22 protein-coding genes and 1 pseudogene are annotated in these 23,430 nt (G+C 72.5%); 8 read left to right on the top strand and 15 right to left on the bottom strand.

All coding sequences use genetic code 11. The features are described from left to right. The gene (locus tag ACFPLC_RS32665) at nucleotides 1-1,014 is read right to left on the bottom strand and encodes a zinc-dependent alcohol dehydrogenase (protein WP_378201793.1); all 1,014 of its coding nucleotides are present in this window, start codon (nucleotides 1,012-1,014) and stop codon (nucleotides 1-3) included. An 81-nt stretch (nucleotides 1,015-1,095) separates the two neighbouring features. On the opposite strand from ACFPLC_RS32665, the gene ACFPLC_RS32660 reads away from it, so the two are divergent. From ACFPLC_RS32660 to ACFPLC_RS32650, 3 genes and pseudogenes are all read left to right on the top strand, one after another. After that, the gene (locus ACFPLC_RS32660) at nucleotides 1,096-1,704 is read left to right on the top strand and encodes a TetR/AcrR family transcriptional regulator (protein WP_378201796.1); all 609 of its coding nucleotides are present in this window, start codon (nucleotides 1,096-1,098) and stop codon (nucleotides 1,702-1,704) included. Then, a pseudogene (locus ACFPLC_RS32655) lies at nucleotides 1,701-3,312 on the top strand (CocE/NonD family hydrolase). The gene ACFPLC_RS32660 and the pseudogene ACFPLC_RS32655 overlap by 4 nt, the downstream one beginning before the upstream one ends. Nucleotides 3,313-3,410: 98 nt before the next feature. Further along, nucleotides 3,411-5,345 (top strand): DNA/RNA non-specific endonuclease, encoded by a 1,935-nt coding sequence (locus tag ACFPLC_RS32650; protein ID WP_378201799.1) that lies wholly within the window; start codon nucleotides 3,411-3,413, stop codon nucleotides 5,343-5,345. Here ACFPLC_RS32650 and ACFPLC_RS32645 read toward each other — a convergent pair. Then, nucleotides 5,334-5,984, bottom strand: a complete 651-nt coding sequence (locus tag ACFPLC_RS32645; protein WP_378201802.1) for a GntR family transcriptional regulator — start codon at nucleotides 5,982-5,984, stop codon at nucleotides 5,334-5,336. The two genes, ACFPLC_RS32650 and ACFPLC_RS32645, sit on opposite strands and share 12 nt — an antisense overlap. A gap of 22 nt (nucleotides 5,985-6,006) precedes the next feature. On the opposite strand from ACFPLC_RS32645, the gene ACFPLC_RS32640 reads away from it, so the two are divergent. Together ACFPLC_RS32640 and ACFPLC_RS32635 are read left to right on the top strand one after the other, a co-directional pair. After that, complete coding sequence (locus tag ACFPLC_RS32640; protein WP_378201805.1) at nucleotides 6,007-6,423, top strand: VOC family protein; 417 nt, start codon at nucleotides 6,007-6,009, stop codon at nucleotides 6,421-6,423. A gap of 104 nt (nucleotides 6,424-6,527) precedes the next feature. Beyond that, nucleotides 6,528-7,271 carry a sigma-70 family RNA polymerase sigma factor gene (locus ACFPLC_RS32635; RefSeq protein ID WP_378201808.1) on the top strand — a complete coding sequence of 248 codons (744 nt, stop codon included), beginning with the start codon at nucleotides 6,528-6,530 and terminating at the stop codon, nucleotides 7,269-7,271. Between the two features lie 61 nt (nucleotides 7,272-7,332). Here ACFPLC_RS32635 and ACFPLC_RS32630 read toward each other — a convergent pair whose 3' ends face one another. Genes ACFPLC_RS32630 through ACFPLC_RS32610 form a run of 5 tightly spaced genes read right to left on the bottom strand, consistent with a single transcriptional unit; the run spans nucleotide 7,333 to nucleotide 12,803 of the window. Further along, on the bottom strand, nucleotides 7,333-8,388 hold the full coding sequence (locus ACFPLC_RS32630) for an acyl-CoA dehydrogenase family protein (protein WP_378201811.1): 1,056 nt from the start codon (nucleotides 8,386-8,388) through the stop codon (nucleotides 7,333-7,335). Continuing rightward, nucleotides 8,385-9,302, bottom strand: a complete 918-nt coding sequence (locus ACFPLC_RS32625; protein WP_378201814.1) for an acyl-CoA dehydrogenase family protein — start codon at nucleotides 9,300-9,302, stop codon at nucleotides 8,385-8,387. The genes ACFPLC_RS32630 and ACFPLC_RS32625 overlap by 4 nt, the downstream gene beginning before the upstream one ends. Continuing rightward, nucleotides 9,299-10,429 carry an acyl-CoA dehydrogenase family protein gene (locus tag ACFPLC_RS32620; protein WP_378201817.1) on the bottom strand — a complete coding sequence of 377 codons (1,131 nt, stop codon included), beginning with the start codon at nucleotides 10,427-10,429 and terminating at the stop codon, nucleotides 9,299-9,301. The genes ACFPLC_RS32625 and ACFPLC_RS32620 overlap by 4 nt, the downstream gene beginning before the upstream one ends. After that, a complete protein-coding gene (locus tag ACFPLC_RS32615; protein WP_378201820.1) occupies nucleotides 10,429-11,274 on the bottom strand; it encodes an enoyl-CoA hydratase in 846 nt (281 codons plus the stop codon). Before ACFPLC_RS32615 ends, ACFPLC_RS32620 begins: the two co-directional genes overlap by 1 nt. After that, nucleotides 11,271-12,803, bottom strand: coding sequence for a FadD3 family acyl-CoA ligase (locus ACFPLC_RS32610; protein WP_378201822.1), 1,533 nt, complete (start codon nucleotides 12,801-12,803; stop codon nucleotides 11,271-11,273). The genes ACFPLC_RS32615 and ACFPLC_RS32610 overlap by 4 nt, the downstream gene beginning before the upstream one ends. 82 nt (nucleotides 12,804-12,885) lie before the next feature. On the opposite strand from ACFPLC_RS32610, the gene ACFPLC_RS32605 reads away from it, so the two are divergent. The 3 genes from ACFPLC_RS32605 to ACFPLC_RS32595 are packed head-to-tail and all read left to right on the top strand — an operon-like array spanning nucleotide 12,886 to nucleotide 15,949. After that, on the top strand, nucleotides 12,886-14,031 hold the full coding sequence (locus tag ACFPLC_RS32605) for an acyl-CoA dehydrogenase family protein (RefSeq protein WP_378201825.1): 1,146 nt from the start codon (nucleotides 12,886-12,888) through the stop codon (nucleotides 14,029-14,031). After that, the gene (locus ACFPLC_RS32600) at nucleotides 14,028-14,789 is read left to right on the top strand and encodes an SDR family oxidoreductase (protein ID WP_378201828.1); all 762 of its coding nucleotides are present in this window, start codon (nucleotides 14,028-14,030) and stop codon (nucleotides 14,787-14,789) included. Before ACFPLC_RS32605 ends, ACFPLC_RS32600 begins: the two co-directional genes overlap by 4 nt. 8 nt (nucleotides 14,790-14,797) lie before the next feature. After that, nucleotides 14,798-15,949, top strand: coding sequence for an acetyl-CoA C-acetyltransferase (locus ACFPLC_RS32595; protein WP_378201831.1), 1,152 nt, complete (start codon nucleotides 14,798-14,800; stop codon nucleotides 15,947-15,949). Nucleotides 15,950-16,025: 76 nt separating this feature from the next. Here the strand turns inward: ACFPLC_RS32595 and fgd are convergent, their stop codons facing one another. From fgd to ACFPLC_RS32555, 8 genes are all read right to left on the bottom strand, one after another. Next, entirely contained in the window at nucleotides 16,026-17,027 is a 1,002-nt protein-coding gene (fgd, locus tag ACFPLC_RS32590) for a glucose-6-phosphate dehydrogenase (coenzyme-F420) (protein ID WP_191306684.1), read from the bottom strand. A 3-nt stretch (nucleotides 17,028-17,030) separates the two neighbouring features. Beyond that, entirely contained in the window at nucleotides 17,031-18,086 is a 1,056-nt protein-coding gene (locus ACFPLC_RS32585) for an NAD(P)H-dependent flavin oxidoreductase (protein WP_378201835.1), read from the bottom strand. Next, nucleotides 18,083-18,814 (bottom strand): CoA-transferase subunit beta, encoded by a 732-nt coding sequence (locus tag ACFPLC_RS32580; RefSeq protein ID WP_378201838.1) that lies wholly within the window; start codon nucleotides 18,812-18,814, stop codon nucleotides 18,083-18,085. The genes ACFPLC_RS32585 and ACFPLC_RS32580 overlap by 4 nt, the downstream gene beginning before the upstream one ends. Further along, complete coding sequence (locus ACFPLC_RS32575; RefSeq protein ID WP_378201841.1) at nucleotides 18,811-19,674, bottom strand: CoA transferase subunit A; 864 nt, start codon at nucleotides 19,672-19,674, stop codon at nucleotides 18,811-18,813. Before ACFPLC_RS32575 ends, ACFPLC_RS32580 begins: the two co-directional genes overlap by 4 nt. After that, nucleotides 19,664-20,404: an enoyl-CoA hydratase family protein gene (locus ACFPLC_RS32570; protein ID WP_378201844.1), complete on the bottom strand. Its 741-nt coding sequence runs from the start codon at nucleotides 20,402-20,404 to the stop codon at nucleotides 19,664-19,666. Before ACFPLC_RS32570 ends, ACFPLC_RS32575 begins: the two co-directional genes overlap by 11 nt. After that, nucleotides 20,404-21,273, bottom strand: a complete 870-nt coding sequence (locus tag ACFPLC_RS32565; protein WP_378201847.1) for an SDR family oxidoreductase — start codon at nucleotides 21,271-21,273, stop codon at nucleotides 20,404-20,406. The genes ACFPLC_RS32570 and ACFPLC_RS32565 overlap by 1 nt, the downstream gene beginning before the upstream one ends. Then, the gene (locus ACFPLC_RS32560; RefSeq protein ID WP_378201850.1) at nucleotides 21,270-22,037 is read right to left on the bottom strand and encodes an SDR family oxidoreductase; all 768 of its coding nucleotides are present in this window, start codon (nucleotides 22,035-22,037) and stop codon (nucleotides 21,270-21,272) included. Before ACFPLC_RS32560 ends, ACFPLC_RS32565 begins: the two co-directional genes overlap by 4 nt. Before the next feature lie 75 nt (nucleotides 22,038-22,112). Beyond that, a complete protein-coding gene (locus tag ACFPLC_RS32555; RefSeq protein ID WP_378201853.1) occupies nucleotides 22,113-23,330 on the bottom strand; it encodes an RsbRD N-terminal domain-containing protein in 1,218 nt (405 codons plus the stop codon). Nucleotides 23,331-23,430 lie beyond the last annotated feature (100 nt).

Raw genomic sequence — 23,430 nt, 5'->3', positions numbered from 1 at the left:
TCAGCGGCGCGGGTCGATGTGGACTTTCGGGCCCGCGCCGCCGATCCACTCGCCCGCGAGCACCGCTCCGACGTCACCGAGGCCCACGGTGGCCGCGACGAGCGGGCGCGGGTCGACGGCACCGCTCGCGTACGCCGCGATCGTCTCGGCCAGGCCCGGCGACCCGGACAGGACACCGACCGCCGTGACGTCCTTCAGCACCAGCGCGCGGGTGTCGAGGGAGCTGGGCTGCCCGGACAGTCCGATGTAGACGACCCGGCCGGCGGGCTCCACCAGCTCCACCGCCAGCGCGGGTGAGCCGGCGGCGCCGGTCGCGTCGACGACCGCGTCGAAGGGCGCGCCGGGCAGCGTTTCCCGGGTCCAGGTGTGCGCGAAGCCGAGGCCGCGGGCGAAGTCGAGGGAATCGACGCCCAGCAGGTGCACTTCGGCGCCCGCCGCACGCAGGAACATCGCGGTGAGCAGCCCGATCGTCCCCGGTCCCAGCACCAGCGCCCGGTCTCCCGCGCCTGCCCCGGTCGCGCGGGCCGCGCGCAGGGCGTTGCCGCCGGGTTCGACCAGCGCGCCGAGCACGGCGTCCACCGGGTCGGGCAGGGCGTGCAGCGACCACGCGGGAACGGCGAGCCGTTCGGCCAGCGCCCCGGCCCGGCCACCCCGGATGCCGACCTCCTGACGGCGTTCGCAGGTGTGCTGGTGCCCGCGGCGGCACCGGCGGCAGGTCCGGTCGCCGAGCATGGTGTCGCCCATGACGCGGCGGCCGAGCCAGGCCGGGTCCACGCCCTCACCCACCTCCGTGACCGTGCCCGCCCACTCGTGGCCGAGCCGCATCGGGTAGGCGGAGTGCCCCTGGTGGAGGTAGGCCATGGCGCCGGTGAAGAACTCGACGTCGGTACCGCACACCCCGGCGCGTTCGACATCGACGACGACCTCCCCCGCCACGGCCCGCGGCACCGGCACCTCCTGGACCGAACACTCCCGCGGCCCGGTGAGCACGAAGGCCCGCATGGTCGAAGACATGGCCGCATCCTCGCATCCCGGCGGAAGGGCAGCGCTAGAGAACACTTGCCATTTTATTGACACCTGTCCATTATCGGACGGGTGATCGACGACTGGACCACCGAAGCCCCGTCGAAAGACCGGCGGGTGCGCCGGTCGCGCGCGGCGCTGATGCGGGCGGCGGTCGAGCTCGTGTCCGAACGCGACTCCACCGCCGTCCCGGTGTCCGAGATCGCCGAAGCCGCGGACGTCAGCCGCCAGGTGCTGTACCAGCAGTTCGGCGACCGCGACACGCTGCTGCTGGAGGCCGCGCTCGACCTCGTCCGGCGCGAGCTGCTCGGCGAGCTCGCCGATCTCGCGGTCCCCGACGGCGAACGCGCGTCGCTGCTGGCGCTGGGCCGGCACTTCGCCCGGTACCGGCGCTTCTACCGCGCGCTGCTGACCGGGGCGTCCGCGTTCGCCCTCACCAAGGCGCTGACCGGCCTGTTCCTGCCGGTCAACCGGGAGAACCTCGGCCGCGCGTTCGGCGGGCGGCTCGACGCCGAGAGCGTCGAAGACCTGGCCACCTTCCTGACCGGCGGGGCCGGGGCGGTCGTCAACGCGTGGGTCGTCGACGGGCCGGACCCGCTCGACCCCGAAGAGTTCGCCGGCCGGCTGCAGCGGATGCACACGGTCGTCACCGCGATGATCACGAAGGAGGCCGGCCGGTGATCAGCCGTCTCGTCGAACGCCTGCTGAAGCTGCCCGCGCCGGCCACCCGGCGCCTCACCGTCCAGCGGAACCTGCGCGTCCCGATGCCCGACGGCGCCGAACTGCTCGCCGACCACTGGGCGCCGCGCGGGGGCGCGGCCGGGCTCCCGACCGCGCTGGTGCGCACGCCGTACGGCCGCCGGGGCGTGTTCGGCGCGATCCTGGCGCGTCCCCTGGCCGAACGCGGGTTCCAGGTGCTGATCCAGAGCACCCGCGGCGGCTTCGGCTCCGGCGGTGTCTTCGATCCGCTGCGGCAGGAGCACGAGGACGGCGCCGCGACGCTGGACTGGGTCGTGCGGCAGCCCTGGTTCGGCGACGCGATCGTGCTCACCGGCGCCAGCTACCTGGGTTACGTGCAGTGGGCGGTGGCCGATCGCCTGCCGCCGCAGGTCAAGGCGATGGTCCCGCACATCACCGAATCCGGGCTGACGCTGGAGTTCCTGCGGGAGGACGGCCTTTCGCTGGAGACACCGTTCGGCTGGGGTGTCCAGGTCGCCACCCAGGAGCGCCGCTTCGCGCTGCTTCGGCGGCGCAGCCAGGCGAAAAAGGTGCGCCGGGCGCTGAACACGCTGCCACTCGCCCAGGCCGACGTCGTCGCCATCGGCCACCGCTCGGACTACCTCCAGGACGTCCTCGCCCACCCCGAGACGAGCCCGCGGTGGGCGGCGATCGACCACCGGGGCCGGGTCGACGGCGTCACCGTGCCGGTCAGCTCGATCGCCGGGTGGTACGACATCTTCCTGCCCGGCCAGCTCCGCGACTTCCGGACCCTGCAGGACGCCGGACGGCGGCCGCGGCTCACGGTCGGGCCGTGGACCCACGCCGGCGACCTGCTCACCGGCGCGAGCGTCTCGCTGCGGGAGACCCTCGAATTCGGGCTCGCGCACGCGCGCGGCGTGGAACCGCCGGAGCGGGCGCCGGTCCGGTTGTTCGTCATGGGCGAGGAAGCCTGGCGGGACTTCGCGTCCTGGCCGCCGGAAGGCTATGCGCCGCAGCGGTTCCACCTGCAGGCCGGCGGCACGCTGGCGCCGGGGCGTCCCCGGCGAGTCCGCGCCGGACCGCTACCGCTACGACCCGGCGGACCCGACCCCGGCGGCCGGCGGCGTGCGCATGGCGCCCGACGCGGGCCGAGTGGACAACGCGGCGCTCGAAGCGCGCGCCGACGTCCTGACCTACACCACGGCCGTGCTCGGCGAGGACGTGGAAGTGATCGGGGACGTGCACGCGGAGATCTGGTTCCGCTCCGGCCTGCGGTTCGCCGACGTCTTCGTCCGGCTCTGCGACGTCGGCCCGGACGGCCGGTCGGTCAACGTCTGCGACGGCCTCACCAGCCTGCGCGACGCGGACGAGCTCGCCGCCGTCACCGTCCGGCTGTGGCCGACGGCGCACCGGTTCCGGCGCGGGCACCGCATCCGCGTCCAGGTCTCCAGCGGCGCTTTCCCGCGCTACGCCCGCAATCCCGGTACCGGCGAGCCGCACGCCACCGCCGTCACGCTGCGCGCCGCGGACCAGGAGGTCCACCACGACCCCGCGCACGCGTCGGCGATCGTGCTGCCCGTGCGTGCGTGAGTGAAAAAGAGCTCCCCGCGACGCGCCGCGAATCGTGTAACGCGCTCTCCGGTGCCGCGACTAACGCGATGTTTCCGGCTCGCTCGCGGGGAGGCATCGTGGACGTCAAGACGGACCGGCAGTCCGAGCAGGAGCAGGCCGCGGCCGCGCGGGCCGCGGAGCGTACCGGACAGCGGCAGGCCAAGATCGCGTTGCTGCGCAAGCCCGGCGGCATCGCCGAGGCCGACGAGCCGAGCCGGGTGGCGACCCGGATCGACCGGCTCGGCCGCTACTACCCCGACGTCCGGCCGGTGAGCCCGGCGGCGATCGCGGCCGGGGACCCGGCGGCGATGACGGCCGCCGGCGCCATCCTCGAACGCATCGTGCTCACCGACGACCTGCTCGGCGTGGGCTACCTCGAAGGCGGGGTCACGGCGTCGGCCGCCGTCGGCCGGGTGAACATCCGGAACGCCCAAGGCCGGCTCGTCGGCTACGGCACGGGATCGCTCGTGTCGCCGGACCTGCTGCTGACCAACCACCACGTGCTGCCGGACGCCGAGGCCGCCGGGTTCAGCCTCATCGAGTTCGACTACCAGGACGGCATCGACGGCCTGCCCCGGCCGGTGCGGGCGTTCGCGCTGGACCCGGACCGCTTCTTCGCCGCCGACCGGGCGCTCGATTTCGCGCTCGTGGCGGTGCGGGCGACCGCGGACGAGCTGCGTCCCTTCGGGTTCAACCGGCTGATCGCCAGCGAAGGCAAGGCGATCGTCGGCGACTTCGTCACCATCGTCCAGCACCCCGGCGGCGGCAAGAAACAGGTCGCGCTGCGGGAAAACCGGGTCGTCGACGTCCTCGACGAATTCCTGCACTACGAAACCGACACCGAACCCGGGTCGTCCGGCTCGCCGGTGTTCAACGACCAGTGGGAGATCGTGGCGCTGCACCACGCGAGCGTCCCGGCGGCGGGCCACGCGGAGTACGGCGGGTACCTCAACGAAGGCATCCGGGTCAGCAAGCTGCTGAAGTTCCTGCGGGAGCAGCCGTTCGCCCCGGCGCAGCGGGCGCTGCTCGACCAGCTGGCCACCCGTCCCGAGCGCGCGCAGCCGGCCGCCGGCAACGGCGCTTCGGGTGCTTCGCCGGTGCTGACGCTCTCGATGCCGTTCGACATCCGCTTGCGCGCCGAACCGGTGGCCGGGCGGATCGACCCCGACTACTCGAACCGCGAGGGGTACGACCCGGCCTTCCTGCCCGGGCACGTCGTCCCGCTGCCCGGGCTGTCCGACGCGCTGCTCCCGCTGGCGGCGATCAACCGGCAGGCCACCGGCGAGCCGCGGTACGTCCTGCCGTACCACCACTTCAGCGTCGTCATGCACCGGGAACGGCGGCTGGCGATGTTCACCGCGGTCAACATCGACGGGCGCACCAACCGGGCGCTGCGGCGCGAAGCCGACCACTGGTCGCTCGACCCGCGGGTCGCCGTCACCGAGCAGGTCGGCGAGGAGATCTACCGGGACAACCCCCTCGATCGCGGGCACCTGGTCCGCCGCCTCGACCCGGCGTGGGGCGCGACCGAGGCGATCGCGCAGCTGGGCAACGACGACACGTTCCACTTCACGAACTGCTCGCCGCAGCACAAGGACTTCAACCAGAACAAGACGACCTGGGCCGGGCTCGAGGACTACGTGCTGAACAACGCGGACACCTTCGACCTCAAGGTCAGCGTGGTGACCGGCCCGGTCCTCGCCGCCGACGACGACCGGTACCGCGGCGTGCAGCTGCCCCGCCAGTTCTGGAAGGTCGTCGCGATGGTGAAGGCCGACGGCACCCTCTCGGCGACGGCGTACCTGCTGAGCCAGGAAGAACTCATCCACGGCCTGGAGGCGGCGACGGAGTTCGACTACGGCGCGTACCGCACGTACCAGGTGCCGGTGCGCCGGATCGCCGAGCTGACCGGCCTGTCGTTCGGCGAGCTGCCGGACGCGGACCCGCTGGAGCGCCAGGAATCCACGGGCGAGGTGCGGGAGATCGGCGGCCCGGCGGACCTAGTGCTCTGAGCCGCGCAGCACCTCGGAGGCACGCCGGCGGTGCACGGCGAACAGCTCCAGCGCCGCGTCCCGATTCCCCGCGCGCAGCGCCTCGGCGAGCTCGCGGTGCTCGGCGGGGATGCCCGCGAGGTAGCCCTCGGACTCCAGGCCGATGCGCGTCAGCAGGAACAGGTGCACCTGGGAGCGGATCGCCTCCCACGCTTCGCGCAGGCGGCGGTGGCCCGCGGCGGCGTAGACCGCGTCGTGGAAGGCGAGGTCGCAGCGGACCATCTCGTGCTCGTCGGCCGCCCGGTCCATGCGGGCGACGACGGCGTCGATCTCCGCCAGGTCGGGCGCCCGGTCCACCACCAGGGCCACGGCGAGCTGTTCGAGCGCCGCCCGCAGGCTGTCCAGCTCGGCGACGTCCACTTCGGACAACGCGGTGACGGTGGTGCCCCGGTGCCACTCGCCGCGGACCAGCCCCTCGCGTTCCAGCTTGAGCAGTGCCTCCCGGACCGGCCCGCGGCTGACGCCGAGCGCCCCCGCCAGCTCCACCTCGCGCAGCTGGCTGCCCGGCGCGTACCCGCCGTCGAAGATCGCGTCGCGGATGCGGTCGGCCACCTCGTCGGCCAGCCCGCGGCGGCGGGCGGGAGCCACGTGAGCACTCATGTCTCAATGTTAACATTCAGACATGACTCTCCCCCGCTTCCACCTGGCGATGCCCGTCGACGACCTGACCGCCGCCCGGCGGTTCTACGGCGAGGTCCTCGGCCTCGAGCAGGGCCGCAGCGCGGACGCCTGGGTCGACTGGAACCTGCACGGCCACCAGTTCGTCACGCACCTGGCGCCGGCCGGGCCGGACCGCGTCCACAACCCGGTCGACGGCCACGACGTGCCGGTGCCGCACTTCGGCCTGATCCTCACCGTCCCGCAGTTCCAGGCGCTCGCCGAGCGCCTGCGTGCCGCGGGCACGCAGTTCGTGATCGAGCCGTACGTCCGGTTCGCGGGGCAGGCCGGTGAGCAGTGGACGATGTTCCTGCTCGACCCGGCGGGCAACGCCCTGGAGTTCAAGGCCTTCGCCGACGATGACCAGGTGTTCGCGGTCTGAGCCGCCCGAAATCCCGATAATCGGCGGACGGGTCAAACCACCCGATCGGGCTGACCGGCGATTACGGACATCGCTGTACCTCTTACTCGGGGTACCCGGAGGTCATGGAACCAGCCGACGACGTGCCGGACGCGGTGCTGCTCGCCGCCCTGCGGGCGGGGGATCTCGACGCGGCCGGGCGGCTCTTCCGGCGGCACGCCGAGCCGCTGTGGCGGACCGCCGGCGCGTGGGCGCGGCAGCCCGCCGAGCGGGACGATCTCGTGGCCGAGACGTTCGCCCGGGTCCTGACGATCGTGCGGGCCGGCGGCGGGCCGCAGGGAGACCTGCGGCCCTACCTCGTGGTGACCCTGCGCAACCTGGTGGCCCGGTGGAGCCGGCAGCGCAACCGGGTGGAGCTGTGGGCCACCGTCCCCGAGTCCGGGCGGTCGACCGGTGCCGACGAGCTCGCCCTGCACCGGTCGAACGCCCGGCTCGTCTGGTCGGCCTACTGCACGCTGCCCGGCCGGTGGCGGACGGTGCTGTGGCGCACCGAGGCCGAGGGCGGCACCCCGACGGAGGTGGCCCCTTCGCTGGGGCTGTCGCCGAACAGCGTCGCGGCGCTGGCGATGCGGGCGCGGGAAGGCCTGCGGCAGGCCTATCTGCAGGTCCAGGTACCCGAGCCGGAAGAGCCGGCCTGCCGCGAACCGCGCCGCCGGATGGGCGCCTGGGTCCGCGGCGCACTGCCGCCGCGCCGGGCGGACGCCGTCGCCGGCCACGTCGCCGCCTGCCGGGCCTGCCGGGTGATCGCCCACCGCCTCGACGAGGCGAACCGCGAACTCCCCGGCTCGGCCGCCCGCCTCACCGGCTGACCCCCGGGTCCCTCGACAAGCACCACCGCCCCGCTGACCCTCGTGAGTGGTAAGGCGGGTTCTAACCCGCCTTACCACTCACGAGGCCTGGGGGACCGAAGAGCAGAGCTGTCCCGTGGGCGCGTTTGAAGTACAGGTGGGCGTCGTGCTCCCAAGTGATCGCGATACCGCCGTGGAGCTGGATCATCTCCGCCGCCGCGTGCGCGAACGCCTCGCCGCACACGACCTTCGCGGTCTCGACGGCCTCGGCGTCGCCGTTCACCAGGGCCGCGTACAGCGCCGAGCGGGCCGCTTCGACGTGGACGTGCACGTCCGCCATCCGGTGCTTCAGCGCCTGGAACGACCCGATCGGACGGCCGAACTGCCGGCGTTGCTTCGTGTACTCGACCGTCAGCTCCAGCGCCCGCGCGGCCGCCCCGACCTGCTCCGCCGCGACCGCGACCGTCGCCGTGTCCCGCAGCTGCCGCAGCGACGAACCGAACCCGCCGACGTCGAGACGGCGAGCCGGCGTCGAAGCACACTCGACCACCGCGAGCCGCCGGCCCGGGTCCAGGCCCGTCACGCGCGAGCGGCGCACCCCGTCCAGCGGCACTGCGTACAGCCCGGTCCCGTCGTCGGCGCGGGCCACGGCGAGCAGGACGTCGGCGAGGTCGCCGTCCAGGACGTAGCAGGCGCGGCCGTCGAGTCCCGCGTCCGACGCGCGCAGGGCCGGCGTCCACCGGCCGTCCTCGCCGGACCAGGCCAGCGCGGCCAGCGTCGTGCCCGCGGCGATGCCCGGCAGCAGTTCGCGGCACGCGGCGTCGTTGCCGGTCAGGAGCAGTGCCTGAGCCGCCAGCACCGCCGAGCCCAACATCGGCGCGGGGGTGAGCGTCCGGCCGAGTTCCGCCAGCACGACGCACGCCTCGGCGAGCCCGGCGCCCGCACCGCCGTAGCGCTCCGGGATCGCGAGGGCGGCCACACCGATCTGCTCGCACAGCGTCGACCACAGCTTGTCGTCGTACCCCAGCGGCGACGCCATCGCGGCCCGCACCGCCTCCGATCCCGACCGGCGGGTCAGCAGGGCCCGGACGGCGTCCCGCAGCGCCCGGGCTTCCTCGGTCTCCATCGGGTCGGTCATCGGAGGACCCGCGCGCGGTGGAACGACCCGGTCCCCCAGGCCCCGGCGAGGGCCCGCACCTTCGTCAGCCGGAGGCCGAGGTCGTGCTCGGCCGTGTAGCCGATCGCGCCGTGCACCTGCAGGGCGGTGCGCGCGGCGAGCACCGCGGCGTCCCCGGCCAGCACCTTGGCCGCCGAAACGTCCCGCGCGAAGGTCTCCCCGGCGACGGCCGCGCCGTACAGCAGCGGCCGGGCCAGTTCGAGCCGGGTGACGACGTCGGCGAGGAGGTGCTTGATCGCCTGGTATTCGCCGATCGCCCGGCCGTATTGCTTGCGTTGTTTCGCGTACGCCACCGACGTGTCCAGGAGCCACTGCCCCGCGCCCACGAGCTGGGCGGCCACGGCCAGGACCCCGCGGTCGAACGCGACGCCACTCGACTCACCGGCCGCGGCCGCAACCCGGAACAACCGCCGCGCCGGGTCGATCGAGCGCACGAGGTCGCCGGCCCCGGTGAGCTGCGCGCCGGTGAGGTCCAGCACCACGCCCGCGATGTCGGCGTCGAGAGCGAGAGGAACCTCCGGCGGCGCGACGACGGTGGCCACGAGATCGCCCTCGGCGAGGGAGGTGAGCCGGTGCCCGGTCAGCAGCGCCGGGGCGACCGCGGCCGACTCGACGACCGGCCCCGGAACGGCGTGGTAGCCGAGCGCTTCGCAGGCGACCACCAGGTCGACCGGACCGGCGCCGAGCCCGCCGTGGTCCTCGTCGACCAGCAACGCGAAGACGCCGACGTCGGCGAGCGCCCGCCAGAGCTTGAGGCCGCGGTCGTGCTCCCCCGCCGCCCAGGCGCGGGCGGCGGCCGCGGTGTCCGCCCCGCCCAGCAGCTCGTGCAGCGTCGCGGCGAACTGCCGTTGCTCCGGCGAGAGCTGGAACCTCATCGGCGGGCCTCCCTCGGCAGTTTCAGCAGCCGTTCGGCGATGGTGTTGCGCTGGATCTGGTCGGTGCCGCCGTAAATCGGGCCGGCCAGGGAGAACAGGTAGCCGTTCACCCAGGCCGGATCGGTCTCCCCGGCCGGGCCGAGGACGTCCAGCGCCGTCTCGTGCAGCTCGACGTCCAAACGGGACCAGAACAGCTTGTTCACGCTCGACTCCGGACCCAGCTCTCCCCCGTCCTGCAGGCGGCTGACCGTGCCGAACGTGTAGAGCTGATAGGCACGCGCGCCGATCCAGGCGTCGGCCACTCTGTCCCTTGTGGACGCCGGGGCGCCCTGCGAGCGCCACAGGTCCACCAGCCGGCCGGCGGCGGCGAGGAACCGGCCGGGGCTGCGCAGCGAGAGGCCGCGTTCGTTGTTCGCGGTGGTCATCGCGACCCGCCAGCCCTGACCCACCTCGCCGATCACGTCCGCGTCCGGCACGAACACCCCGTCGAGGAAGATCTCCGCGAAACCGGGTTCCCCGTCCAGCTGCGGGATCGGCCGCACGGTGACACCCTCGGCGCGCAGGTCGATCATGAAGTAGGTCAAGCCGTGGTGCCGCCGGGCCTCGGCGTCGGTCCGGAACAGCCCGAACGCCCGATCGGCGAAGGCCGCCCGCGAACTCCACGTCTTCTGCCCCGACAGCAGCCAGCCCCCTTCGGTGCGCACCGCCGTGCTGCGCAGCGCCGCGATGTCGCTGCCCGCCTCGGGCTCGGACCAGGCCTGCGCCCAGACCTGCTCGCCGGTCGCCATCGGCGGGAGGATCCGGTCGCGTTGCTCCTGGGTGCCGTGGGCGAACAACGTCGGCCCGAGCATGAAGATCCCGTTCTGCGACACCCGTCCCGGCGCACCCGAGGCGTAGTACTCCTCCTCGAACAGCAGCCACTGCAGCATCGACGCGTCCCGCCCGTGGTACTCCCGCGGCCACGACACCACCGACCACCGGGCCTCGGCGAGCTCGGCTTCCCACGCGCGATGCGCCTCGAACCCCTCGGCGGTGTCCATCGACGGCAGGGAACGGACGTGCGAGGCCAGCCACTCCCGGGCCTCGACGCGGAAGGCCTCCGAAGCCTCGTCGATGTCGAGGTCCATCAGGTCCCCTTGTTCGCGTCACGCATCGACCGCGCCGACTGCCCACCGAGCGAGTCCTCCGAGGTCTCGGCGTTGTGGGCGTGCGCGAAGTGGTGCAGGCCGAACACCGAGTCCATTCCGGACCGCAGGCCCATCAGGTCTTCGGCCTGGTTGACCGCTTTTTTCGCCAGCGCCAGCCCGAACGACGGCATCCCGGCGATCTTCTCCGCGAGTTCGAGAGTGCGCTCCTCCAGCTCCGCGCGCGGCACGATCCGGGTCACCATCCCCCACTCCTTCGCCTGCTGAACCGTGAACCGCTCGCCGGTGAACAAGACCTCCTTCGCCGCGCGAGGGCCGAGGACCCACGGGTGCGCGAAGTACTCGACACCCGGAATCCCCATGCGCACCACCGGGTCGGCGAAGAACGCGTCGTCGGAAGCCACGATCAGGTCGCACACCCAGGCCAGCATCAGCCCACCGGCGATGCACGCGCCTTGGACGCTGGCGATCATCGGCTTCGGGATCTCCCGCCACCGGCGGCACATCCCCAGGTACACCTCGGACTCCCGGGCGAACCGCTGATCACCCCCGACCCGGTCGGTGTGGTCCCACCACAGCACCGCCCGCCGGTCGAAGGGGACGTCCACATCGCGGCCGGGCGTCCCGATGTCGTGCCCCGCCGAGAAATGCTTCCCCGCCCCGGCCAGCACGATCACCTTCACCTCGGGATCGTTCACCGCGTCGGTAAAGGCGTCGTCGAGGGCGTAGGTCATGGCCGAGTTCTGCGCGTTGCGGTAGTCCGGCCGGTTCATCGTCACCACCGCGACCGGCCCCCGCCGCTCGAACCGGACCACCGTTTCACTCATGCCGTCTCCTCGGTCAGCAGCCGCTTCAGCACCTTGCCGGAAGCGTTGCGGGGCAGCTCGTCCACGAACTCGACGAACTTCGGGTTCTTGTAGTTGGCCAGGCGCTCGCGGCCGAAGGCCAGGACCGCCTCCTCGGTCAGCCCGGACCCGACGACGAACGCCTTGCCGACCTCGCCCATCCGCTCGTCCGGGACCCCGACCACGGCGACGTCACGGACGCCGGCCAGCTCGGTCAGCGCGCTCTCCACCTCGGCCGGGTAGACGTTGAAGCCGCCGCAGATGTACATGTCCTTGAGCCGGCCGGTGATGGTGAGGTTGCCGTCGGCGTCGAGCACGCCGACGTCACCGGTGTGCAGCCAGCCGTCCTCGTCGATGGCCTCGGCCGTCGCCTCGGGATCGTCGAGGTACCCGAGCATCACGTTCGGCCCGCGCAGCACGATCTCGCCCGGCGAACCGTGGATCGCCACTTCGAAGCCCGCGGTCGCCCGGCCCGACGTGCTCGCGACGAGTTCCGCGGGGTCGCCGGGGCGGCACATCGTCACCATGACGGCTTCGGTGAGGCCGTAAGCCGTCAACACCGTCTCGAACCCCAGCTCGGACCCCATCCGCCGGACCAGCGAGGCCGGCACGCTGGCCGCGCCGGTGACCGCCAGCCGCAGCGTCGAAAGGTCGCCCTTGCGCGGCTCGTGCAGCAGCGACTGGAAGACCGTCGGCGCGCCCGGCAGCACGGAGATCCGCTCCCGTTCGATCACCTTCAGCGCCTCGCGGACGTCGAACACCGCCTGCGGGACGATCGTCGCGCCGGTCAGCAGGCCGACCACGATGCCGGCCTTGTAGCCGAAGCTGTGGAAGAACGGGTTGATCACCAGGTACCGGTCGTCCGCGGTGACCTGGCCGCACTCCGCCCACGCCGCGGCGACGTCGACGGTCTGACGGTGCGCCGAGAGCACGCCCTTGGAGCGGCCGCTGGTGCCGGAGGTGAAGAGGATGTCGCTGACGTCGTCCGGGGCGACGGCGTCCGCCCGCGCCTCGGCGTCGGCCGGCGAAACCTCCTCGGCGCGGGCCAGGAACTCGTCCCAGCCGAGCGTGCCTTCGACCGGCCGGTGCGGCTCCTGCAGCGGCACCCGGACGACCGTGGCGAGTTCGGGCAGCTCGGCGCCGGTGTCCCGGATCGCGGCGTGGCGGTCGGTGCCGAGGAAGTCGGCGGCCACCACGAGCGCCGTGGCCCGGCCGCGGACGAGCAGGTCCACCGTCTCGGTGGCGGTGAAGCGGGTGTTGACCGGGATCAGGACCGCGCCCGCGTAGAGGGCACCGAGCGCGGCGCAGACCCAGTGATGGGTGTTGGGCAGCGCGATCGCGACCCGATCGCCCGCCTGGACGCCGCACGCGGCGAACGCCCGCGCGACCGTCCGAACACGTTCCAGAAGCTCGCCGTAGCCGAGCCGCACCGGACCGTCGACCAGTGCTTCCGCGGATCCGAACTTCGCGGCGGCATCGCGGACGACGGCCGGGATCGTGGTCTGTCCCACCACTGCCTCCTCTGGACCGACAAAGTAGAACGTGTTCTCATTACCCTAGGTGCCGGACCGGCCCGGCAGCAAGGAGGCGTGTGTGGAACCGTCGCGATTCCGCCGCGAAGTCGCGGACTGGCTCGCCGGCAACCTGACCGGCGAGTTCGCCCGGTTGCGCGGTCTCGGCGGGCCGGGGCGGGAGCACGAGGAGTTCGACCTGCGGCTGGCCTGGGAACGTCATCTGGCCGCCGCGGGCTGGACGTGCGTGGGCTGGCCGGTCGAGCACGGCGGCCGTGGCCTGTCCCTCGAAGACCAGGTCGCCTTCCACGAGGAATACGCCGCTTCCGGAGCTCCGGCGCGGGTCAACCACATCGGCGAACAGCTCCTCGGCCCGACGTTGATCGCCTTCGGCACGCCCGAACAGCGGCGCCGGTTCCTGCCCGGCATCGCCGCCGTGCGGGAGCTGTGGTGCCAGGGCTACTCCGAACCCGGCGCCGGCTCGGACCTGGCCGCCGTCTCCACGTCCGCGGTGCTGCGGGACGGCGAGTGGGTGATCAACGGCCAGAAGATCTGGACCTCCCTCGCCCACGTCGCCGACTGGTGCTTCGTGGTGGCCCGCACCGAACCCGGTTCGCAGCGCCACCACGGCCTGTCCTACCTGCTCGTGCCGCTGCGCCAAGAGGGCGTGACGATCCGGCCGATCCAGCAGCTCACCGGCACGTCCGAGTTCAACGAAGTCTTCTTCGACGACGCCCGCACCCCTGCCGACCACATCGTCGGCGAGCCGGGCGAAGGCTGGAAGATCGCGATGGCCACCCTCGGCTTCGAACGCGGCGTCTCCACCCTCGGCCAGCAGATCGGCTTCCGCCGCGAACTGGACGACATCACCGCCTTGGCCCGGCGGCTCGGCACCTACGACGACCCGCTGCTGCGCGCCGACCTGACCCGCGCCCGCATCGGCCTGCGCGTCCTGCGCGCCCACGCCCTGCGCACGCTCGGGCAGGCCGCCGGGCCGGAAGTCGCCGTCGGCAAGCTCTTGTGGGCGCAGTGGCACCGCGGGCTGGGCGAACTCGCCATGCGGGCCCGGGGCGCGCGGTCGATGGTCTCCGACGGGGACGAGCTGGACGAGTGGCAGCGGCTGTTCCTGTTCACCCGCGCCGACACCATCTACGGCGGGTCCGACGAAATCGAACGCAACATCATCGCCGAGCGCGTCCTCGGCCTACCCCGGGAGGCTCGCCCGTGATCCCGACCTACCCACCCGGCCACGACCTGCTGCGGGGGAAAGTGGTCGTGGTGACCGCGGCCGCGGGCACCGGGATCGGCTCCGCGGTGGCGAAACGCTGCCTCGAAGAAGGCGCGCGGGTCGTCATCAGCGACTGGCACGAGCGGCGGCTGAAGGAGAAGGCCGCCGAACTCGGCGACGTCCAAGCGATCCCGTGCGACGTGACCCGGGAAGACCAGGTCCAGGCCCTGATCGCGGGAACCGTCGAACAGTGCGGACGGCTCGACGTGATGGTCAACAACGCCGGGCTCGGCGGCACGAAATCGGTCCTGGAGATGGCCGACGAGGAGTGGTCCCGCGTCCTCGACATCACCCTCACCGGAACGTTCCGCTGCACCCGCGCGGCGTTGAAGCAGTTCGTCGCCCAGGGCGGCGGCGGCGCGATCGTCAACAACGCCTCGGTCATCGGCTGGCGCGCCCAAGCCGGGCAGGCCCACTACGCCGCCGCCAAAGCCGGCGTCATGGCCCTCACCCGGTGTTCGGCCCTCGACGCCGCCGAACACGGCGTCCGGATCAACGCCGTCGCCCCCAGCCTCGCCATGCACCCGTTCCTGGCCAAGGTGACCAGCGACGAACTCCTCGAAGACCTCACCAAGCGCGAAGCGTTCGGCCGCGCCGCCGAACCCTGGGAGGTCGCCAACGTCATGGTCTTCCTCGCCAGCGACTACGCGAGCTACCTCACCGGCGAAGTCGTCTCCGTCAGCAGCCAGCACCCCTAGGAGCTCCCGTGCCCGAAGCCTTCCTCCTCGACGCGGTCCGCACGCCCGTCGGCCGCCGCGGCGGCGCGCTCTCCGGGTGGCACTCCGCCGACCTCGGCGCGCACGTCATCAGGGCTGTCGTCGAGCGCGCCGGCGTCGACGCCGACCTGGTCGACGACGTCATCCTCGGCTGCACCGACACCCTGGGCCCGCAGTCGGGCAACATCGCGCGCACCGCGTGGCTCGCGGCCGGGTACGGCGACCACGTGCCGGGGGTGACCGTCGACCGGCAGTGCGGGTCCAGCCAGCAGGCCGTGCACTTCGCCGCCCAGGCGGTCATGTCGGGGACCCAGGACCTGGTGCTGGCCGGGGGTGTGCAGAACATGAGCCGCATCCCGATCAGCGCGGCCATGCTGGCCGGGCGCGAGTACGGCTTCGACGACCCGTTCTCCGGCTCGAAGGGGTGGCAGGAGCGCTACGGCAGCGCCGAGGTCTCGCAATTCCGCAGCGCCGAGATGATCGCCGAGCACTGGGACATCGGCCGCGCGGACATGGAGGAATACGCACTGCGCAGTCACCGGCGGGCACTGGCCGCCATCGACGAGGGCCGGTTCGACGCGGAAATCGTGCCGGTGGAGGAGTTCCGGCACGACGAGGGCCCGCGCCGCGACACGAGCCTGGAGCGCATGCGCGGCCTGAAGCCGCTGAGCGAGGGTTCCCGGCTGACGGCGGCGGTGGCCAGCCAGATCTCCGACGGCGCGAGCGCGGCCCTGCTGGCGTCGGAGGCGTTCGTCACCGAACACGGCCTGACGCCGCGGGCCCGCATCCACCACCTGTCGGTGCGCGCGGCGGACCCGGTGTGGATGCTGACCGGACCGATCCCGGCCACCGCGCACGCCCTGCGCAAGAGCGGGCTCACCGTGGACGACATCGACCTGTTCGAGGTCAACGAGGCGTTCGCCAGTGTCGTCCTGGCGTGGCTGGACGAAACCGGCGCGGACCCCGGCCGGGTCAACGTGAACGGCGGCGGGATCGCCCTCGGCCACCCGATCGGGGCCACCGGCACCAAGCTCCTCGCCACGCTCCTGCACGAGCTGGAGCGCCGGGGAGGGCGGTACGGCCTGCAGACGATGTGCGAAGGCGGCGGCACCGCCAACGTCACCATCATCGAACGCCTCTGACCCGAGCGCAGTGAATGACTCATTCCTGGCGTCGGACGCCAGGAATGAGTCATTCACTGCATCGAAGCCGGTCCGGTCAGCCGAGGGCGCGCAGCTTCGGCAGGACGTCCTCGGAGAACTGGGTCAGGAAGCGTTCCTGGTCGTGGCCCGGGCCGTGGAAGACCAGGTGGTTGAGGCCCGCGTCCAGGTACGGCTTGATCTGGGCCACGGCTTCGTCCGGGTCCGACGCCACGATCCACCGCTTGGCGACCTGCTCGATCGGCAGCTCGTCGGCCAGCCGCTCCATCTCCTCGGCCGAGGACACCGTGTGCTTCTGCTCCGCGGTCAGCGACAGCGGCGCCCAGAACCGCGTGTTCTCCAGGGCCTTCTCCGGGTCCCGGTCGTAGGACATCTTGATCTCGATCGTCCGGTCGACGTCCTCGACGGTCTTCCCGGCCGCCTCGGCGCCCTCCTTGACCGACGGCATCAGCTTCTCGGTGTACAGGTCCATGCCCTTGCCCGAGGTGCAGATGAACCCTTCCCCCGACCGGCCCGCGTACTTCGCCACCACCGGGCCACCGGCCGCGACGTACACCGGCACCGGCTGCTCCGGCCGGTCGTAGATGTGCGCGTTGACCAGCTGGTAGTAGTCACCCTCGAAGTTGACGTTGTCGCTGGTCCACAGCTCGCGCATGAGCTTGATCGACTCGCGCAGCCGGGCGAAGCGCTCCTTGAACTCCGGCCACTCCCGCCCCGACACCGCGATCTCGTTCAGCGCCTCACCGGTCCCGACCCCCAGGATCACCCGGCCGTTCGACAGCAGCGACATCGTCGCGAACGCCTGCGCGATCACCGCCGGGTTGTACCGGAACGTCGGAGTCAGCACGCTCGTCCCGATCTGCACCCGCTTCGTCCGCTCCGCCACCGCCGGCATCCACGCCAGCGCGAACGGCGCGTGGCCGCCCTCGTGCCGCCACGGCAGGAAGTGATCGGACACCCACACCGAGTCCAGCCCCACCTCTTCGGCGCGCACGGCGTACTCGACCAGGTCCCGCGGCCCGAACTGCTCCGCAGACGCCTTGTATCCGACCTTCAGCACCGCTCATCCTCCCGTTTCCCGGCCGAGGCGCTGCAGGATCTCACCTGCCTCGGCCACCGCGCCCTCGACGATCTGCGCCACCGTGGGCAGGTCGTGGATCATGCCCACCACCTGTCCCGACGCTAGCACTCCCGCGTCCGTCCGGCCTTCGACCAGTCCCGCCCGCAGCAGCATCGGGGTGTTGGCCGCCATGACCAGCTGGCTCCACGTCAGATCGTTGCCGTGCTTCATCGCGAAGCCCTCTCGGAGCATCGCAACCGGGGACAGGCCGGTGATATTCCGGAAGCGCAGGGCGTTGCGGGCGGCTTGCGCGAGCCCGCGGAGGCGGCCGGTGCGTTCGAGCTTGTCGACGAGCTCGGTCCGCAGCACGCGGTGCGGGAGGCCGTCGACGCGGCGGGTGACGACCGTCCCGGTGAGACCCTGCTCGAGGTAAAGGCGTTTGACGTCGTCGGGGACCGTGCTCTCCTTGCTCAGCAGGAACCGGGTGCCCATCGCGACTCCCGCCGCGCCGTAGGCCAGCGCCGCGGCGAGCCCGCGTCCGTCGAAGAAACCGCCGGCCGCGACCACCGGGATGTCGACCGCGTCCAGCACCGACGGCAACAGCAACGTGGTCGCCACTCCCCCGGTGTGCCCGCCCCCTTCGCCGCCCTGGACGATCACCGCGTCCGCGCCCCAGGCCGCAACCTTCTCGGCGTGCCGGGCGGCCCCGACCGACGGGATCACGACGATCCCGTGGTCGGCCAGCTTCGCGATCATCTCCTTCCGCGGGGCGAGCGCGAACGACGCCACCTTCACGCCTTCGCGGATGAGCAGGTCGACGCGGTCACCGGCGTCGGCCGCGTCGGCGCGCAGGTTCACGCCGAACGGCCGTTCGGTCCGCTTCTTCACCTCGGCGATCGCCGCTTCCAGCTCGCCGAAGGTCATCGTCGCGGACGCGAGGATGCCCAGTGCCCCGGCTTCGGCGGTCGCCGAGACCAGCCGGGGGCCGGCGACCCAGCCCATCCCGGTCTGCACGACCGGGTGCTCGACCCCCACCAGCCGGGTCAGGGCCGTCTTCACGCCGGGACTTCCTTGTCCCGCAGGCTCTTCGGGTCCAGCACCTCACGGATCAGCCGCAGTTCGCCGCCGTCCGGTTCGCGGCTGGTCCCGGTGCCGGTGAAGTCGATCTCAAACGCCGTCGCCGCCACGACCTCGTCCCGCGTGACGCCCGGGTGCAGGGACACCGCCCGCATGGCGCGGTCCGGGCCGCCGAAGTCGAACACCCCGAGGTTCGAAACGACCCGGTGCACGTCGTGGTACTTCTGCGCCGACGCACCGGCCTTGGCCGCGTTGTCGTACCCGACCCCGGAAACCACGTCCACCGTCTCCACGAAGACTCGTTTCGAGTGCCGGGGCACCCAGTAGCTCGTCCGGTGGTTGATCGTGTTGCCCGGCGCGCCCCGCACGCCGAGGAGCTGCTTCTTCGGGCGGGCGTGGTCACCGATGGCGGAGATGTTCTGGTTGCCGTACCGGTCGATCTGGTTGGCCCCCATCACGACGTGCCGGCGTCCGTGCGGGACGATCGTGTCCAGCATCTTCCGGAACGGCTGCCACCCCTCGACCACGCCGTCGGTGGTCAGCAGGTACGCCTCGCCGTCGGACATCAGCAGATCCGGCTCGAACGTCGACCGCGCGAGCTTCGCCCCCAGCTGCGGGATCAGGCCCATCGGACTGGCCACGATCTCGCCGTCGCCGCGGAACAGCTCGGCCACCGCCACCACGGCGATCTCGGCCCGGGTCGCGCTCATTCCGCCTCCGCTTCGAACTTGTCCACTTCGGACAGGTACTGCTCGTCACCGCCGGACAGGAACCGGTCCGCGAACCTCGGCCACGCCTCCAGGTCCTTCGCGCAGGCCGCGTAGTGCCGCTGGAACCGCTCGTCCCGGCCGTAGTCCGGCACCGCCGTCGTGAAATGCGCGCCCCGCGGAGACTCCACCACCCCGTCGACGCTGCCCCGGTTGAGCAGCAACGACTGCACCGGCCCGCCCGCCGTCAGCTCGGCCGTCTCGACGACCTTCTCCACCGACACGAAGCAGCGCTCGGCCGCCAGCCCGAACAGCTCGTCGAAATACGGGTCCGGGCCCAGGTACTGGACGTTGCCGCGCGCGTCGGCCCGGTTGAGGTGCAGCAGGGCCACGTCCAGGTGCTGCGCCGGAACGGCCACCAGCTCCTCGCCGTCGTCGTAGGGCGAGCGGACGGTGCGCAGGTGGGGGTTGGCGCGCATGACTTCGGAGCCGAGCCCGGCCCGGGTCGGCAGGAACGGCAGCCGCTGCATCGCCGCCGACAGCGCCGTGCCGAACATGCCCTCGTCGTACTCGGTCACCTCGATCGCCCCGGTCTCGCGGGCGCGGCCGAACCACGGGTCGTACGGGATCGAATCCAGCGTCACGAAACCGAAAACGACATGCTTCACCTTGCCCGCCGCGCACAGGAGGCCGACATCGGGACCGCCATAGGACACGACGGTGAGGTCCTTCACCGGGGTCCGCAGGATCGCGCGGACCAGGGCCATCGGCTTGCGGCGGGAACCCCAGCCGCCGATCCCGACCGTCATGCCGTCCTTCAGCTCGGCCACCACGTCGTCGGCGGTCGTGCGCTTATCGGCCATTCAAGAACTCCTCGCGAGCCTCGTCGGACGCCCCCAGCAGGTTGAGCTCGAAGGTGAAGCCCTGCTCGAAGCGGTAGCTGCGGTGCACCTGCTGGGTGTCGATGCCGTTCAGCGCTTCCTTGGCCGCCCGGATCACCCGCGGGTCCTTCTTCGCGATGTCCCGGGCGACGTCGAGCGCCGCCTCGTCGAGTTCCGCGCGCGGCACGACCCGGTAGACCGAGCCGTGCGCGTGCAGTTCGGCGGCGGTGATCTTGCGGGCGGTGAAGTAGAGCGTGCGCATCAGGTGCTGCGGCACCAACCGGGCCAGATGGGTGGCCGCGCCCAAGGCTCCGCGCTCCACCTCGGGGACGCCGAACGTGGCGTCCTCCGAAGCGAGGATCACGTCGGCGTTGCCGACCAGACCGATGCCGCCACCGAGGCAGAAGCCGTGCACCGCCGCGACCACCGGCACCGCGCAGTCGTAGACCGCGCCGAAAGCCGCGTAGCAGCCGCGATTGGCGCCGACCAGGGCGTCATAGCCTTCGCTGCGCTGGATCTCCTTGATGTCCACCCCGGCGTTGAAGCCCCGGCCTTCCGCACGGAGGACGACCACGCGCACGCCGGGGTCCCGGCCCGCCTGCGTGATCGCGTCGGCCAGGTCGAACCAGCCCTGCACCGGCAGCGCGTTCACCGGCGGGAAGTCGACGGTGACCACCTCGACGTGCCCGTCACGCTTGCTCAGAATCCCCATCAACTGGCTCCGTAGACCGGTTCGGGCTCGGGCGCGCGCTCGAGCAGCTCCTTCACCACCGGGCCGAGTTCGGCCGGGTCCCACCGCTCGCCCTTGTCGACGGCCGGACCGTGCCGCCAGGCCTGCGCCAGCGAGACCTTCCCGCCCTCGACCTCGAAGACGCGGCCGGTGACGTGCGCGGACTCCTCACTGCCCAGCCACACCACCAGCGGCGAGACGTTCTCCGGGGCCATCGCGTCGAACCCTTCGTCCGGGCGGGCCATCGACGCGAACACGCCCTCGGTCATCCGCGTCCGCGCGGCCGGCGCGATCGCGTTCACGGTGACGCCGTAGCGAGCGAGTTCCGCGGCCGCCACCACGGTCAGCCCGGCGATCCCCGCCTTGGCCGCCGAGTAGTTCCCCTGCCCGACGCTGCCCAGCAGCCCGGCACCCGAACTCGTGTTGATCACCCGGGCCTGCGGTGTGCGACCCGCCTTCGCCTCGGCCCGCCAATGGTCCGCCGCGTGCCGCAACGGCGCGAAATGCCCCTTGAGGTGCACCCGCACGACCGCGTCCCATTCGTCCTCGCCCAGGTTGACCAGCATCCGGTCACGGAGGAAGCCGGCGTTGTTGACCAGCACGTCCAGGCGTCCGAAGTGCTCGATCGCGGTGTCGATCAGCTGCTTCGCGCCGGCCCAATCGGCCACGTCGGAGGTGTTCGCCACCGCCTTTTCACCGACGGCCTCGGCGACTTCCGCGGCCGCGTCCCCGTCCACGTCGTTGACCACCACCGACGCCCCTTCCGCGGCGAACGCGCGGGCGTGCGCCCGCCCGATGCCCCGCCCGGCGCCGGTCACCACGACCACCCGGCCCTGGCACAACCCGCTCACGAATCCTCCCGATGGTTGACGTCCGCCGCCGCCAGGAAGGCCGGCACTTCTCCTCCGCCGTGCACGCGCAAGGTCGCGCCGGAGACGTAGGAAGCCAGGCCGGAGGCGAGGAACGCGGCACAGTGCCCGATCTCGGCCGGTTCGGCGAGCCGCCCGAGCGGCACGGTCTTGCCGACCGCCTCGACCGCGGCCGCACTCCCGTAGTGCAGGTGCGCCTGCTCGGTGCGGACCATCCCCACGTCCAGGGCGTTGACGCGCACCTTCGGCGCCCACTCCACCGCCAGGCTCGCGGTCAGGTTGTCCAGCCCGGCCTTCGCGGCACCGTAAGCGGCGGTTCCCGGCGACGGGCGGGTGCCGCTCACGCTGGAGATCATCACGATCGACCCGCCGGACTCCTGCCGCTGCATCACCGCGTTGGCGTGCTGCGCGACCAGCAGCGGGGCCAGCAGATTCAGCTGCACGACCTTCTCGTGCAGCCGCGGCGAGGCCTCCGCCGCCGACACGTACGGCGCCCCGCCCGCGTTGTTCACGACCACGTCCAGGCGCCCGTGCCGCTCGACGATGCCCTCGACCAGCGCGGCGACCTGCGTCTCGTCGCGGACGTCGCACGCGGCGAACTCGGCGTCGGTCGGGGCCTCCCGCCGCGCGCAGGCGACCACGTGGGCGCCGTGGGCGAGGAACACCTCGGTGATGCCCCGGCCCACGCCGCGGACGCCCCCGGTCACCAGCACCACCGCGCCGGCCAAGCCCAGCTCCGTCTTCACCGGCACACCACCTTCCGTCCCCAAAACTAGAACATGTTCTCGCCGGGGACAAGGTCGGGAGGTGAGCGGGGCGGCCTACTGGGCTTCAGGAGCGGAGAACTCGTTCCGGCCGGTCCGCAGCCCCGACGCGCGCAGGGCGGCCTGCATGGCGAACCGCGCGTCGGGGTCGTCGAGGCGATCACCGAAGGCCTGCTTGAGCTGGCGCACGCGGTAGCGGACGGTCTGCGGGTGCACCGACAGGTCGACCGCGATCTTCTCGGAGTTGCCGCCGTTCTGCAGCCAGGACAGCAGGGTCTCGCCGAGCCGGCGGCGCGTCCGCTCCGGGAACTGGTCCAGGGGAGCCAGTTCCCGCCGGGCGACCTGCTCGGCCAGCGGCGAGTCCGACAGCAGCCACAGCTCCGTCAGGTGGTCGGTGCACCAGGTCACGGGCGCGTCCGGGAGCGCGCCGTCGGCCACCAGCCGCAGCGCGGCGCGCGCCCAGCGCAGGGAGTGGGCCGCCGCGCCGATCTCCGTCGGCGGCCCGACCGCGACGCGGGTGCCGAGCCGCGTCAGCGCCTTGGCGTCCACCGGGGCGGGCAGCAGCAGGTACGGCTGGGACGGGTCGAGGTCGGCGAGGACGTCGGACCCCCACGAGGTGCTCACCGTCGTCTCGGCGGCGACCGCCGCCACCTCGCGGGGCACCGGCCAGCCCGCCGCGGCCGCGAGTTCGGCGAGAACCGCGTCCGGGATCGCGCCGGGCCCGGTCAGCAGCCGCAGCAGCCGCCGCCGCAGGCCCGCCCGGGTGCCCTCGATCTCCGCCCAGGCTTCGCGGTGGCCGCGGCTCGACATCCGGGCGAGCTCGTCCGCGTAGCCGAACAGCATCTCGGCCAGCTGCGCCATGGCCGCCGACGACAGCCGGTGCCGCCGGCCCAGCCGCATGATCCAGCGCCAGCCGACGCGGGTGCCCACGCGGTAGGCCGCCTGCAGGTCGTCGAGGGTCCGTCCCTCGCGGGCTTCGCCGACGCCGAGCCGGCGGCACGTCTCGTACAGCCGGTCGCGGGAGGCCAGCGGATCCTCGATCAGGTCCACGAACAGCTCGACGGCGCACTCGACGGCGTGCCGGGTCGCGCGGCCGTAGGAGCCGTCGCCGGGCCGGGCGTAGACGGGAACCGCCCGCCCGACCTCCCGGACGATCCAGTCCGCCAGCGCCGGCAGGGCCGGACGCATGAGGGCGGCCAGCTCTCTTCGCCGGACGACTTCTTCGCCGGCGTCGCGGGGAGCCGGGACCGGTTGCCGAGCACTGTCGCGGGACACCAGGGTTCCTCCACCGGGGGACGGCGATCGGAGCTCTTTCGGGGGTCCGGGTGGCGGAACCCCTCCCGGGGCGAAGCCCCGGATGCCATCGAGCGTGCTT

The sequence above is a fragment of the Amycolatopsis plumensis genome, from assembly GCF_042652605.1.
GTDB classification, from domain to species: Bacteria; Actinomycetota; Actinomycetes; order Mycobacteriales; family Pseudonocardiaceae; genus Amycolatopsis; species Amycolatopsis plumensis.
Note: the sequence above shows the minus strand (reverse complement) of the source record. Positions and strands in the feature narration are given on the sequence as shown.